Origin of the sequence: Dongia rigui (assembly GCF_034044635.1) — a bacterium.
GTDB lineage: Bacteria > Pseudomonadota > Alphaproteobacteria > Dongiales > Dongiaceae > Dongia > Dongia rigui.
Genome location: NZ_JAXCLX010000005.1, coordinates 70,650 through 85,411, shown reverse-complemented (window position 1 = coordinate 85,411; position 14,762 = coordinate 70,650). Strand labels below are relative to the sequence as shown.

Below are 14,762 nucleotides of genomic sequence, written 5' to 3'. Positions count from 1 at the left end.
CGTCGCCGCCGAGGCCGAAGAAGTGCCGGCTCACGCCAACTTGGCGCGGATTCTCGGCGTCGCGAAATCGAGGAAGGCGCGCATCTTTAAGGGCAAGGCGCCTTGGGCGACGTGGACGAAGTGGATGGGCCAGGCGGGTGGTTCGAATGCTTCGAGGACTGGGACCAGCGTGCCCGCGGCCACGGCCTTCGCTGCTTGATAGGAGAGCACGCGCGTTATCCCTGTGCCGGCGACGGCGGCGTCGATCGCGGCTTCGGCCGTGGTGACGCTGAGGCGCGTGCGGACGGGGGTGGAGATGTCTTGCTTGCCGTCGTGGAAGATCCAGAATTTCGACGGCACGATGTTCTCGAAGCTGACGCAATCGTGGTGGATGAGTTCTTCAAGCGTCGTCGGGAGCCCACGGCGCTTGAGATAGTCAGGGCTGGCATAGGCTGAGCGCCGCGTCGAGCCGAGGCGCGTTGCCACCAGATTGCTGTCCGGCAGATTGCCGATGCGCAAGGCGGCGTCGATGTGATCCTCAATGAGGTTCGATAGGCGGTCGCCCAGCACCAGGCGCAAGGTGATGTCGGGGAAGACCTGCAGGAAATCGGTGACAACGGGGAGGATGTGCAGCCGCCCGAAGACGAGCGGCGCCGTCACCGTGAGTTCGCCCTTGGGCGTCACATATTCGCCGGAGGCCATGCGCTCGGCCTCCTCGACGCGGCCCAGGATCTCCTTGGCAGCCGCGAGATAGGCGCGGCCGGCTTCGGTGAGCTGCACCTGACGGTTGGTGCGGGTAAGGAGGCGCGCGTTGAGATGCGCTTCGAGGTCGGCCACCTTGCGGCTGACCGTGGCGAGCGGTGCCCCCAATCGCCGGGCGGCGGCCGACAGACTGCCGGTCTCCGTCACCGTGACGAGGAGCGCCATCGCTTCCAACCGGTCCATGCCTTGCTCCTCTATATCCTCTCAAAATCTGAGAGGATAACTCCCGAAATCACATTCTACCGCAATTTTTCGGGAGGACATAGCTTTGAGACAGATGAGGCGCCGGAACCCCTCCCCCGCCACATCGGAAAAACAGGAGAGCCCCATGTCACGCATCCCGACCCCCGCCACCATCGAAGACGCCCCGGAAGCCGCCCGGCCCCTGCTGGAGACCATCAAGAAGAAGTTCGGCATGGTGCCGAACATCTTCAAGCTGATCAGCAACAGCCCGGCGGCCCTCAAGGGTCACCTCGGCCTTGCCGATGCCCTCGGTCATGGCGCTCTGCCGCCGCAGACCCGCGAGCGCATTGCGCTGGCCGTCGCCGAGATCAATGGTTGCGCGTACTGTCTTTCGGCCCACACCTATACGGGCAAGAACCTTGCCAAGCTCGATGATGCGGAAATCACCGCCAACCGCAGCGGCCGCTCGAATGATTTGAAGGCCGATGCCGCCGTCCAATTCGCGGCACTTGTGACCCGGGCGCGCGGCCAGGTCAGTGAAGCCGACATCGCCGCGGTGAAGGCTGCCGGTTACGACGACGGCCAGTTGCTGGAGATCGTGCAGCACGTGGCCCTCAACACCTGGACCAATTACGTGAACGAAGTCTTCAAGACCGATATCGACTTCCCGCGCGTCACCTTGCGCAACGCCGCCTGATTTTCCCCTTCCCCCTTCATTCAAGGAGACTCCTATCATGAAGCTCTATCATCATCCCCTGTCCGGCCATTCCCACCGCGCTCACCTGTTCCTGTCGCTGCTGGGCGTCCAGCACGACATGGTGCTGGTCGATCTTGCCAAGGGTGCGCATAAGGCGCCGGAGTTCCTGAAGATTAACCCCTTTGGCCAGGTGCCGGTGCTGGATGACGACGGCACGATCGTCACCGATTCCGTTGCCATCCTGGTCTATCTCGCCAAGAAACTGAAGCGCAGCGACTGGCTGCCGGAAGAGCCGCTGGCCGCTGCCAAGGTGCAGAAATGGCTGTCGGTGGCTGCCGGCGAGATCGCCTATGGCCCGGCGGCGGCGCGCCTCATCACCGTCTTCAAGGCCAACTTCCGCCCCGAGGAAGTGCTGACCCGCGCCCACAATGTGTTGAAGCAGATCGACACCGCGCTGGAACAGCAGAACTTCATCGCCGCTGCCCATCCGACCATCGCCGATGTGGCGCTCTACAGCTACATCGCCAGCGCACCGGAAGGAAATGTCGATCTCTCGGCCTATGCCAATGTGCGCGCCTGGCTGCAGCGGATCGAAGCCCTGCCCGGCTTCGTCGGCTTCCAGAAAACGCCCGTCGGCCTCGCGGCCTGAGCAGGACGACGTCAATCTTACTCCAGTTGAAGGAAGTCGGCAGATGACCACCACCCAGATCCTCACTGCATCACCATCGGTCTCGCCTTGGCATGACGGCGAGGTCGCCCTGCAGCGCAGCGCCGGTGTTGCCGAACGCATGGCGGATGTGGGTCGGCGGGTCATCCGCGACTATATGCCGGACCAGCATCGCGACTTCTTTGCGCAACTGCCTTTCATCGTCCTGGGGTCGGTCGATGCCCAGGGCGATGTCTGGGCAACGTTGCGGGCGAATGCACCGGGCTTCATGCAATCGCCGGATCCGAAGAGTCTCGCCGTCAATCTGGCGCGGGATCCGGGCGATCCGGCGGATGCCGGCTTTGAAGACGGCGCTGCCGTCGGCTTGCTCGGCATCGAATTGCACACGCGGCGGCGCAACCGGATGAACGGCACCATCCGGCGCCAGGACGAAGCCCATTTCACCGTCAAGGTCGGGCAGAGCTATGGCAATTGCCCGCAATATATCCAGTTGCGCCGGTTCGAGTTCACGCGCCCCGCGGATCGTTTCCAGCCGGTCGAGACGGTGCAGCACCTGGACGGCCTCAACGCACGCGCCAAGGAGATGATCACACAGGCCGACACGTTCTTCGTCGCCTCCTATGTCGAATTGGCGGAGGGCGGGCGGCAGGTGGATGTGTCGCATCGCGGCGGCAAGCCCGGCTTCGTGCATTTGAGCGATACCGGCGTGCTCACCGTGCCGGATTTCGCCGGCAATTTGTTTTTCAACACGCTGGGGAATTTCAGCGTCAATCCGCGGGCCGGCTTGGTCTTCGTCGATTTTGCGACCGGCGACATGTTGCAGATTGCCGGTGTCCCGGAAGTGGTGCTGGCTGGACCGGAGATTGCGGCCTTCCAGGGTGCCGAGCGTTTCTGGCGTTTCACGCCCACCCGCATCATCTATCGCCCGGCGGGTCTGCCGTTGCGGTGGGCCGATGAGGCCCAAGGCGCCTCGCCCAATTCGCTGATGACCGGCGATTGGGCCGAGATGGCGGCCCGGCTGAAGGCGCAGGAACTGGCCAAGCAATGGCGGCCGTTCCGCATCGCCGAGATCAAGGCGGAAAGTTCCAGCGTGCGGTCGTTCTATCTGGAGCCGTTGGATGGCTTCGGCCTCATCGCGCATGAGGCGGGGCAGCATCTGCCGATCCGCGTCACCCTGCCGGACTCGGAGCAGCCGGTCATCCGCACCTACACCCTGTCGGCCGCCCCCTCGGACGGTGTCTATCGCATCAGTGTCAAGCGGCTGGGGAAGGTGTCGACGCATCTTCATGGGCTGCAGGCCGGCGACACGCTGGAGGTACGGGCGCCCGCCGGAAATTTTACGATTGATGCCTTGGAGCGCCGTCCCGCCGTGTTGATGGCGGCCGGCATTGGCATCACGCCGATGCTCGCCATGCTGCGCCACATCGTCTTTGAAGGCTGGCGCAAGCGCCGCATTCGCCCCACCTGGCTGTTCTACGCCGCCCGCAATAAGGAAGACCGTGCCTTCGACGGCGAGATTGCCGCGTTGCTGGCACAAGGCCAGGGCCTGGTCCGCTTGGTGCGGGTGCTGAGCGAACCCGGCGATGCGCGCGCCGAGGAGGATTACGACGTGGCCGGGCGCATCGACATGGCGCTGCTGAGCGCCACCCTGCCCTTCGGTGACTATGATTTCTATCTGTGCGGCCCGGGGCCGTTCATGCAGGCGGTCTATGACGGGCTGCGCGATCTCAACATTTCGAACACGCGCATCCATGCCGAAGCCTTCGGCCCCGCATCGCTGACGCGCGTCGCCGATGTCGGCACGCCTGCCATCGTGCTCGGCGCGCCGTCGACGGAAGCCGTGCCGGTGGCTTTTGCAACCTCGGCCAAGGAAGCGCGCTGGACACCGGCCAGCGGCACGCTGCTGGAACTCGCTGAATCGCGCGGCCTCACGCCGCCCTTCAGCTGCCGATCGGGCACTTGCGGCAGCTGCCGTACCAAGATCATCGAAGGGGCGGTCACCTATCACACCGCACCCAGCGCGGAGATCACCAAGGACGAGGCGCTCGTCTGCTGCGCGGTGCCGGCGGAAGGGACGACGCGGCTGCTCCTCGACCTCTAACCTCGATGCCAAAGGGGACGGGCGGGGGGAGTGATCCCACCCGCCTTTTTCTCCGAAAAGGTCTTGGAGCAGGACCGGTCCTCTCGCCGCGCCCTCCATCGGCGCGTGTAGGAATCGCAACCTTGATCAGCCGTCAATTGAGACGAAAACCAGGTGGCGAACCTGCATTCGCTAGGAACGCATATCGTTCCCCGATGGAGGGGCGCGCGTATCGGTGGCACCATCTTCCGCGTTCCGCGGCGGCAAGCTTTTAACAGTTTTTTCGCCACTTCTCTGCACATTGAACTCATTGTTGAAAAGTTCGAGCGGGTCCTACACGAGGTCCTGCCGACGAGGAGAGTGACATGCGTTTGAATGAGCCCATCACCGATCGCGAGATCCTGCTGGATGCCGATCGTCCGATCGTGTCGAAAACCGATGCGGGTGGGCGGATCACTTTCGTCAACCAGGCCTTCATCGATATCAGCGGCTTCGAGGAAGCCGAGTTGATGGGCCAGCCGCATAACATCGTGCGCCATCCGCATATGCCCAAGGGCGCCTTTGCCGATCTGTGGCGCGCCTGCAAGCGCGGTGACAGCTGGACCGGATTGGTGAAGAACCGCACCAAGCTTGGTGATTTCTATTGGGTGCGGGCCAATGTCTCGCCGATCTATGACGGTGACAAGATCAGCGGCTACCTGTCCATCCGCACCAAGCCCACGCGCGAGGAAGTGGCGGCGGCCGGCAAAATCTATGCCCAGTTCCAGGCAGGTACGGCCAAGGGCCTGACCGTCGAGGACGGCCAGGTCGTCAAGGACGGCAAGTGGCATCGCCTGCGGCAGAAGATGCAGAATTTCCGCATCGAGGTGTTCTCGGCCCTAGCACTGCTGGCTGTGGCTGTGGGGCTGATGATCGGCAGCGGCCTGTGGGCGCTGAGCCGCATCGACGATGCCATGCAGAGTGCGAAAGCGGAGAGCCAGCATCTGGTCGACAAGGCCATTCCGCTGCTCGCGGCGACGAAGGACATCCGCTTCGATGTGGTGCAGATCCAGCAATGGCTGACGGACATTTCGGCGACGCAGGGCAAGGATGGGCTCAACGACGGCTTTGATACAGCGGCAGCCTTCAAGGAGGCACTGGGCAAGGACGTCGCCCGCGCCAAGGAGATCGCCACCGATCTGAACCAGACGGAAATCGTCCAGGCGCTCGACGATGTGCTGGCGGCAAGCGGCCCCTATTACGATATGGGCGTCACCATGGCACAGGCCTTCATCGCCGAGGGTCCGGCTGGCGGCAACAAGATCATGGGTGATTTTGATGCGACGGCAGAGAAGATCACCGGCGACCTCGACAAGCTGTCGCTGCTCACCACCACCTATATCGACACCGAGCGCGACGATGCCGGCAAGGCCCTTGTCAGCGGCACCGACCTGGTTGAGCTGATCTTCAAGCTGTCGATGGTGCCGATCGTGGTCGCGGTCTTCGCTCTTATCCTGGCCATCCTCGCCGTCGGGCATGTGGCGCGGGTGATCGGACAGATTGCGCGCAGCACCGATCGCGCGGCGTCCGGGCAGAAGGTCGACGTCATTCCCGGTATCGACCGCAAGGACGAGATCGGCATGATGGCGAAGGCGGTCAAGACCTTTACCCTCAAGGTTCATTTCGCCGATCTGGAGCGCGAGGAATTCTCGGTCCGAGCCAATCGCGATCGCACAGTCGCCATGAGCGACATGGCCAACAAGGTGGAAAGCGAGACCGGTACCGCCGTGCGTTCGGTGGCCGATCTGGTGGGTGAGATGACGCAGGGCGCCGGCGTGTTGCGTGATGCGGCGCTGGCGGTCACAGACCGGTCGCATTCGGTGTCCGGGGCCTCGCAGCAGGCGCTGGGGAATGCGCAGCTGGTCGCCGCTTCGGCCGAGGAACTCTCCGCCTCGATCCGCGAGATCAGCGGCCAAGTGACGCAAACCACCGCCGTGAGCCGCACCGCCGTCGAGACGACGGAGAAGGCCACCGCCGCGATCGGCGAACTGACCACCGTCGTGCAACAGATTTCGCAATTTGCGAGCATCATCCAGGACGTTGCCAACCAGACCAACCTGCTGGCATTGAACGCTACCATCGAGGCGGCGCGGGCTGGTGAAGCCGGCAAGGGCTTTGCCGTCGTGGCGAATGAGGTGAAGAACCTGGCGGCACAGACCTCGCGCAGCACGGAGGAGATCGGCCGCACCGTGGCGCGCGTTCTGCAGGCAACCGATTCCGCGGCCGAAGCGGTGCGCGGCATCGGCGATCAGATCCGCCAAGTCGACGGCTTTGCCGCCAGCATCGCCACGGCAATCGAGGAACAGGCGGCGGCCACCGCCGAGATCTCGCGCAATATCGCAGAAACAGCGACCTCGACCGGCACCGTCACCGAGCAGATGAAGGAAGTCTCCGATAAGGCCGAGGACGCGCAGAAGCGGGCGCTTGAGGTGAGCGATCTTTCCGGCCGTATCCAGCAGGTGGTGCATGCGCTGCAGAACGCCGTGGTGCACTCGATCCGCACGGTGACGACCGAAGTCGACCGCGGCGCCGATGACCGGCTGCAACACCCGATCCCGGGCCGGGCCATGGTGGGCGACAAGTGGATCGAGGCATCGATCCTCAATATCTCGCGCGGCGGTGCCGCCTTCGAGCTGAAGGAGGATATGGGCAAGCCGCCACATGTGCGCCTGGAAATCCAGGACGTCGATGCGCCACTGGAAGTGCAGGTGATCGCCAGCACCGGCACGATGTTGCGCGGCACCTTCGAGCGCGCCGCAGCATCGCGTACCACCTTGCCGGCCCTGCTGGAGCGCCTGCGCCGGAAAGGGGCGCTGAAAGCAACCTGAACCGCGGCATTCCCCGCAAAGATGCGCTTATGCGCCAGGATGCCTGCACCCAGGCGGTTGAGAAAGGCGCATGACCGGTATCCGTTGCCTAAGGCCTCTTGAGGACTTGCGGACAAGCCGATGACTCCGCACTCTTGCGCCCGCATTTCATGTGAAGGAGCGGGACGATGCAGGAGCGGGACTGGCGGCCGGAGAGCTTGACGGCGCAAGGGTTGGGATGGGTCGATGCATCGACGCAGGCCATCAACCCGCCCATTCATATGTCGAGCACCTTCCTGCGCACGCCGGATTATGGCACGGAGCGCGCCTATATCCGCGACCAGAACCCGGCCTTCGAACAGGCGGAAGCCCTGCTTGCCAAACTTGAAGGTGGGGCGGCAGCGGCGCTCCTCGCCTCCGGCATGGCGGCGGCCACATCGGTCTTCATGGCGTTGAAGCCAGGCGACCATGTCGTCGCACCGCAGTTGATGTATTGGTCGCTCCGCAACTGGCTTTTGACCTATGCCACGGAATGGGGCATCGAGGTAACCCTGGTGGATATGCGCGATCTTGCGGCACTGCGCCAGGCAATGCGGCCGGGGAAAACGCAGCTGGTCTGGATCGAGACGCCGGGCAATCCGCTGTGGTCGGTGACTGACATTGCCGCTGCCGCGAGGATTGCCCACGCAGCCGGTGCGCGCCTTGCGGTCGATTCCACCGTGGCGACGCCGGTCTTTACGCAACCGCTGAAGCTGGGTGCCGATATCGTCATGCATTCGGCGACCAAATATCTCAACGGTCATTCCGACCTTTGCGCCGGTGCCTTGGTGACGAAGGAAAAGGACGCAGCATGGGAGCGTATCATCCAGGTGCGCTATCAACTGGGCGCCATCCCGGGATCGGTCGACGCCTGGCTGCTGCTGCGCGGCATGCGCTCGCTCTTTCCCCGGGTGCGGCAGCAGGCGGCGACGGCGCTGACACTGGCGCAGCGCCTGGCGCAGCATCCGGCGATATCGGACGTGCTTTATCCGGGCCTGCCCGGCTTTCCTGGCCATGAGATCGCCAAGGCGCAGATGCAGGGCGGCTTCGGCGGCATGCTGTCGGTGCGCGTCAAGGCAGGGACCGAGGCCGCCAAGGCGACGGCGGCGCGCGTCGGCTTGTGGCAGCGCGCGACATCACTGGGTGGCACCGAGAGCCTGATCGAACACCGCGCCAGTATCGAGGGGCCGGGGAGCCCGGTTCCCGGCGATCTCTTGCGCCTGTCGGTGGGGCTTGAGGATGCCGGCGATCTCTATGACGATCTCGACCAGGCCCTCAAAGGCGGCAATGCCTTGGGATGATAGGCAGAACCAGCCCCTGCAGGGTGCGCGCACCCCGCTTCAGGCGGGATGCACAATGAGAAAATCGCCAAGGGCCGCGCCCAGTGAGTCGATGCCATCGACCTGGCCGCCGGTCCACCCCTTGAAGATCGCCTGCGACTCGCCGTCATGCCAGGTGATGGTCAAGGTCGTGCCATTGGAACTGGCGTGGAAACCCGCCTCCATCAAATCCTGGAGGTCATCGCCGGCGGCACCGTCCACCACATCGTAGAAGGCGATGCTGTCCTCGCCGAACTTGAAATCGGTGACCGTGACCGTGCCGGTGTCGTTGGTGCCGATATAGATATCGTCGGCACCGGCACCGCCGGTCAGCGTGTCGATTCCGCTTTCGCCGCCATAAAGCAGGTCGTTGCCGGTGCCGCCGATGATGACGTCATTGCCATCGCCGCCGAAGAGATAGTCATCGCCGGTACCGCCATCCATCTTGTTGCCGCCGCCTTCGCCCTGGAGCACGTCATTGCCGGCCCCGCCGCTGAGCGTATCGTTGCCGCCACCGCCATAGAGATCGTCGTCGCCGTCACCGCCATTCAGCACGTCAATGCCGGCATTGCCATAAAGATCGTCATTGCCGGCATTGCCGGTCAACATGTCGTTGCCGTCGCCGCCGACCATGTAATCGTTGCCGCCGGCACCCGTGATCGTGTCGTTGCCTTCATCGCCCAGCAGCTCGTTGGAGACAGTTTCGTTGGCGGCACCACCGATGATGACGTCATTGCCATCGCCACCATGGATGATGTCGTTGCCGGCACCGCCATCCAGCTTGTCATCGCCGGCATCGCCCCACAGCGTGTCGTTGCCCTCATTGCCGGACAGCGTATCGGTGCCGGACCCGCCATAGATTGTGTCAACGCTGAGGCCACCCTGGACGATGTCGTTGCCGGCGCCACCCTCGATTGTGTCGTTGCCGCCACCACCGAAGATCTGGTCGTTATCGTTACCACCATTGAGGTAATCGTTACCCCCGCCGCCGGTGAGGATGTCGTTGCCGAACTCGCCATAGATGTAGTTGAAGTCGAGGCCGCCGGTGATCTTGTCGTTGCCTAAACTGCCATAGAGCCTGTTCTCGCCGGCGCCGCCATCGATCAGATCGTCGCCCTCGCCGCCATCGATCATGTCGTTTCCGGCGCCGCCATCGATCTTGTCATTGCCGGCATCGCCGAAGATCTCGTCATTGCCGTCGCCACCTGTCAGCTGGTCGGCACCGGCGCCGCCGCCAATATCGTCATCGCCACCACGTCCATCGATGATGTCGTTGCCATCATCGCCTATGACGGCGTCGGCAAGGTCGGTGCCGTAGAATTTGTCGGCGAACTTGCTGAGGTAAAAGGACTCGACGTTCTGATAGGTATCGCCCTTGGCGTCGCCGGTGTTGAGCGCATTGTTCTTGAGGTCGATGGTGACGGCCGCCGTGGCCGTGTCGAATGTAACCTCATCGAAATCGGCACCGCCGTCGATCGCATCGGCGCCGGCACCGCCGGAGATAAGATCGCCGCCGGCTTCGCCGGTCAGCGTGTCGTTGCCGGCACCGCCGAAGATCCAGTCGTCGCCGGTGCCACCCTTGAGCTCGTCATTGCCGGCATCGCCATAAAGAAAGTCGTTGCTGCTGCCGCCCTCCAAGAGGTCGTCGCCATTGCCGCCGACGAGGAGGTCGTTGCCGCCAGCACCGGAGATGCGGTCATTCCCGTCCTCGCCATACAGGCGATCGTCGCCGCCGGCGCCATCGATAAAGTCGATGCCAGCGCCACCCTTGAAACCATCATTGTTGACGCTGCCGGTCAGCATGTCGCTGCCGCTGCCCGTCTGGATCCATTCGACATCCGTGCCGATGGTGTCACCGATCGCCCAGCCGGTATTCTTGATCGGGGCGGACAGTTCGATGATGATGTTGCCGGTGTAACCGGCATAGCTCACCGTATCTTCGCCAATGCCGCCATAGAGGGCATCAACATCGGCCCCGGCCATGAGGAGATCGTCACCAGCGCCGCCTATGAGGGTATCGTTGCCACCGCCACCATCGAGCACGTCGTTGCCGCCGCCGCCATCGAGCCAGTTCTCGACCGCGTTGCCGGTCAACTTGTCGCCAAAGGCCGAGCCGATCAGGGATTCGATGCCGAAGAGCTTGTCGCCGGCGGCATCGCCGCCGGCATTCACATTGGTTTCGAGATTGACGGTGACGCCGGCATTCGACGTTGTGTATTCGGCTTCGTCGCGCGTTTCATCGCCACCGAACAGCTGGTCGGCACCGGCACCACCGGTCAGGCGGTCGTTATCGGTACCGCCCTGCAGGATGTCATTGCCGGCATCGCCATAGAGATAGTCGAAGCCACCATTGCCGATCAGCGTGTCGTTGCCGGCATTGCCCAATACCTGATCCGTACCGGCCGTACCCCGCACAACATCGTTGAAGGTCGACCCTTCAAACGCCTCGATACTGACATAGACATCGCCAGCGGCGTCGCCCGTATTGGCGGCTGTATTACCGAGGTCGATGGTGACGCCGGCCTTCGCCGACAGATAGCTCGCTTTGTCGATATTGGCGCCGCCATCGAGGTAGTCAGCACCTGCCCCGCCATCCAGCACATCGTTGCCGGCATCGCCGAACAATCGATCATTGCCGGCACCGCCCAGCAGATGGTTGCTGCCATTGCCGCCGACGATGGTGTCCTGCCCGGCGCCCCCATCGACCTTGCCGGGCGCGTTGCCGGCGTTGACATAGTCGTCGAAGGCGGTCGCCGTGAAGGTTGTATAATCTGTTGTCGTTTGACCGAGACGGACTTCCGGCAGGATTGCGATATCGAGCGTCGCCGTGGTAAGGGTGCCGGCGCTGTTCTTCAGCGTATAGGTGAACTGATCCTCCTCACCGCTATCGGCCGGGTCGGTGCGCAGGTAGCTGTAGCTGCCATTGGCATAGATGGTGAGCGTGCCATGTTGGCCATCGATCGCGATATTGCCGACCGCCGGCACGTCGATGCTGGTAGCACCGAAGGCGATCTTGGTGACGGCAAGGCCCGTGCCGATATCGCGGCCCTGCGCACCGCTTTGCGTGCCGACACCCGTGATGACGTTGCCGGCGGCGACGCCGTCTGCCACGCGGTCGTAATCGGCATTGGCGCCCGTGTTGACGAGCTGATGCTGCAGCGCCCAGGCCAGTGAATCGACACTGTCGACCTGCGCGCCGGCCCAATTCTTGACCGTGAGCGAACTGGTGCCCATGCCCCAGGTCATGGTCAGGGTGTTGCCGCTGGTGTAGCCGCGAATGCCGGCATCATAGAGATCCTGCGCGAAATCGCCCGGCCCATTGGGGACATTCGGCAGGAGGATGAAATCCTCGCCGGCCTTGTAATCGGTGATCGTTGCGACTTCGCCAAAGATCGTGGTGTTGATGGAGAAGGTATCCGCGCCGGCGCCGCCGGTCAGCGTGTCGGTGCCCTCCGCATCGGCAGAGAGGAGGTCGGCACCGGCACCGCCAACAAGCACGTCATCACCCGGTCCGCCATAGAGCTGATCATTGGCGTCGCCGCCATCGAGCTTATCGTTGCCGTTGCCGCCAACCAGCACGTCATTGCCGAGATCGCCTTGCAGCGTGTCGTTGTCGGCCTCGCCATAAATGAAATCGTCACCGGCGCCGCCATTCAACTGATCGTTGTTGGCCTCGCCATAGAGGTGATCGCTATCGGCGCCGCCATTGATGATGTCATTGCCGTCGCCGCCAGAGAGGTAATCCTCGCCGATCCCGCCGCTCAGCCGATCATTGCCGCTTTCGCCCGACAAGGAGTCGCTGCCGGCATCACCGTTTATGGTGTCATCGCCTGCGTTCCCAGCAGCATTGTCATCGCCGTCGCCACCATTGATTACGTCATTGCCGTAGAATCCGTTCAGCCTGTCGTTGCCGGCACCACCATCCAGCGTATCGTTGTCTTCACCACCGAACAGGCTATCTTCGCCGTCACCGCCGGACAGCTTGTCATCACCGCGGCCGCCATCAAGCGAATCATTGCCGGCACCACCGTCGATCGTATCTCGACCGTCGCCGCCCCCGAACGCGTCGTCGCCCTCGCCACCCGTCAGCTTGTCGTCGCCATCGCCGCCTTCCAGCGTGTCGTTGCCGGCACCACCATCGAGCGTATCGTTGCCGCTATTGCCATAGAGGCTGTCATTGCCGATGCCACCCAGGACCTGGTCCGTGCCATTGCCGCCATCCAGCGTGTCGTCACCGTCGCGGCCGTCGATGATATCATTGCCGTCGCCCGCCGAGGCGATATCGTTGCCGCCGGCGCCGTAGAATTTGTCATTGAAGCGGCTGAGCACATAGCGCTCGATATTGAGGTAGGTATCACCCTTGGCATCGCCGGCATTAAGAGCGCCGTTGACGAGGTCGATCGTGACAGCGGCCGTCGAGTCCGCGAAATTGACCGTGTCGTCGCCATCGCCGCCATCGATCTTGTCGGTCCCGGCATCGCCATAGATGTTGTCGGCACCATTGCCGCCGCCGAGCTCGTCATTGCCGGCCCCGCCATGGAGCGCGTCATTGTCGTCCCCGCCCGAGAGCTTGTCGTCGCCATCACCACCATAGAGCAGATCATTGCCGGTAGCGCCGGAGAGCGTATCGTTGCCGATGCCGCCATCGAGCACGTCATCGCCTTGATCGCCATTGAGCGTGTCGTTGCCGGTCTCACCATAGAGCTTGTCATCGTTGATGCCGCCGGAGAGCTTGTCATTGCCGGCACCACCCTTGACGCCATTGTCGCCGCCATCGCCGACGAGGACGTCGTTACCGGCACCGAACTGGATCCATTCGATCTCGGCAAAGGTGTCGAATTTCGCCCAGGAGGTGCTCTTGAGGCCATTGATGTCCGTGAGGTCGATCTCGATATCGCCGCTGTATTCGGCATAGCTCACGGTGTCGATGCCCTCGCCACCGATGAATTGCTCACGGTCAGCGCCGGCCATCATCAGGTCGTTGCCGTCCTCGCCATAGAGCACGTCCAGCGTGCCGCCGCCGCCACGCAGGATATCGTCACCCTTGCCGCCGTAGAGGTAGTTGGAGTCGGCGCTGCCGGTCAGCTTGTCGTTGAAGTCGCTGCCGATCAGCCCTTCGATGCCGGTCGCCTTGTCGCCGGCGGCATCGCCGCCCTTGAACAGACCCGTGCCGAGGTTGACCTCGACACCCGCCTTGGAACCGGCATAGCTGGCGAGATCGTAAACGCTATCGCCACCGCGCAGATCGTCGGCGCCCGCACCACCTTCCAGCACGTCATTCCCGGCGCCGCCATCCAGGATGTCGTTGCCGGCCATGCCGCGAATCGTGTTGTTCTTATCGTCGCCGGTAAGGACGTCGTTGAAGGCACTGCCGTCCAGATTCTCGATGCTGACATAGGTGTCACCGGCGGCATCGCCGGTGTTCTGCAGCGCATCGGCGAGATTGACAGTGACGGCAGCCTTTGCGCTGGCATAGCTTGCGGTATCGTTGCCGACGTCACCGTCGAGCTTATCGGCACCAGCACCGCCGTCGAGCGTATCGTCCCAGCCGCCACCGAGGAGGTAGTCGTTGCCGGCCCCACCGAGGAGGTAGTTGGATCCGGCGCCGCCGAAAATGCGGTCCTGCCCCGCGCCGCCATCGACCTTGCCCACCAGGCCCTCGGCATCGATGAAATCGTCGAAGCCGGTGCCATTATGTGTCTGCGTCGCCACGTTGTAGACGGTCGAGATGTCGGATTGCAGGAACAGATCAAACGAGACCGGCAGGGTATTTCCGGCCGAATCCTTCACCGTGTAGGTGAAATGTTCTTCGAGGCCGGAGATGTCATTGGCCCATACATTCGGGGCGGTGCGTTGATAGCTGTAATTGCCGTTGGCAAAAATGGTGAGCGTGCCGTAATTGCCGCCGAAGGTGAGGCTGCCGCCCGCTGGAATATCGACGCCGTTGCCGTTGATGGCGATGGATTGAACCGAGAGCCCCACGCCAGCGTCGCGGCCGTTGACACCGCCTTGCGTGCCGACACCGGTGAGGACATTGCCCGTGGCGATCCCGTCGAGGGCGCGGTCGTAATCGTTTTGTGCGGTGAGCGCCATTTTCGTCGATCCTCTTTGATGCCAGCTGCCTGCCGACGCGGCGGCTTCCCGGAAAGAGGTACTGCGGGGCGGCCGCGAATGGCTGTGAGGGTTATCA

At 63.3% G+C, this 14,762-nt stretch carries 7 protein-coding genes; 5 read left to right on the top strand and 2 right to left on the bottom strand.

What is annotated here, in order from left to right; genetic code table 11:
- Nucleotides 1-30 precede the first annotated feature (30 nt).
- Entirely contained in the window at nucleotides 31-924 is an 894-nt protein-coding gene (locus tag SMD31_RS21320; protein ID WP_320502963.1) for a LysR family transcriptional regulator, read from the bottom strand.
- 145 nt (nucleotides 925-1,069) lie between these two features.
- On the opposite strand from SMD31_RS21320, the gene SMD31_RS21315 reads away from it, so the two are divergent.
- From SMD31_RS21315 to SMD31_RS21295, 5 genes are all read left to right on the top strand, one after another.
- Nucleotides 1,070-1,621: a carboxymuconolactone decarboxylase family protein gene (locus tag SMD31_RS21315; RefSeq protein ID WP_320502962.1), complete on the top strand. Its 552-nt coding sequence runs from the start codon at nucleotides 1,070-1,072 to the stop codon at nucleotides 1,619-1,621.
- 37 nt (nucleotides 1,622-1,658) lie between these two features.
- Nucleotides 1,659-2,270 (top strand): glutathione S-transferase family protein, encoded by a 612-nt coding sequence (locus SMD31_RS21310; RefSeq protein WP_320502961.1) that lies wholly within the window; start codon nucleotides 1,659-1,661, stop codon nucleotides 2,268-2,270.
- 43 nt (nucleotides 2,271-2,313) lie between these two features.
- Complete coding sequence (locus SMD31_RS21305; protein WP_320502960.1) at nucleotides 2,314-4,389, top strand: 2Fe-2S iron-sulfur cluster-binding protein; 2,076 nt, start codon at nucleotides 2,314-2,316, stop codon at nucleotides 4,387-4,389.
- 344 nt (nucleotides 4,390-4,733) lie between these two features.
- Entirely contained in the window at nucleotides 4,734-7,235 is a 2,502-nt protein-coding gene (locus SMD31_RS21300; protein WP_320502959.1) for a methyl-accepting chemotaxis protein, read from the top strand.
- 167 nt (nucleotides 7,236-7,402) lie between these two features.
- Nucleotides 7,403-8,554, top strand: coding sequence for a trans-sulfuration enzyme family protein (locus SMD31_RS21295; RefSeq protein ID WP_320502958.1), 1,152 nt, complete (start codon nucleotides 7,403-7,405; stop codon nucleotides 8,552-8,554).
- Between the two features lie 39 nt (nucleotides 8,555-8,593).
- On the opposite strand, the gene SMD31_RS21290 is transcribed toward SMD31_RS21295, so the two are convergent.
- Nucleotides 8,594-14,665, bottom strand: a complete 6,072-nt coding sequence (locus tag SMD31_RS21290; protein WP_320502957.1) for a calcium-binding protein — start codon at nucleotides 14,663-14,665, stop codon at nucleotides 8,594-8,596.
- Nucleotides 14,666-14,762 lie beyond the last annotated feature (97 nt).

Excerpts from the sequence above, each read along its gene's own strand:
- SMD31_RS21295 (WP_320502958.1), top strand. The coding sequence starts at position 7,403 with ATGCAGGAGCGGGACTGGCGGCCGGAGAGCTTGACGGCGCAAGGGTTG.
- SMD31_RS21320 (WP_320502963.1), bottom strand. The coding sequence starts at position 924 with ATGGACCGGTTGGAAGCGATGGCGCTCCTCGTCACGGTGACGGAGACC.
- SMD31_RS21315 (WP_320502962.1), top strand. The coding sequence starts at position 1,070 with ATGTCACGCATCCCGACCCCCGCCACCATCGAAGACGCCCCGGAAGCC.
- SMD31_RS21305 (WP_320502960.1), top strand. The coding sequence starts at position 2,314 with ATGACCACCACCCAGATCCTCACTGCATCACCATCGGTCTCGCCTTGG.
- SMD31_RS21300 (WP_320502959.1), top strand. The coding sequence starts at position 4,734 with ATGCGTTTGAATGAGCCCATCACCGATCGCGAGATCCTGCTGGATGCC.
- SMD31_RS21310 (WP_320502961.1), top strand. The coding sequence starts at position 1,659 with ATGAAGCTCTATCATCATCCCCTGTCCGGCCATTCCCACCGCGCTCAC.
- SMD31_RS21290 (WP_320502957.1), bottom strand. The coding sequence starts at position 14,665 with ATGGCGCTCACCGCACAAAACGATTACGACCGCGCCCTCGACGGGATC.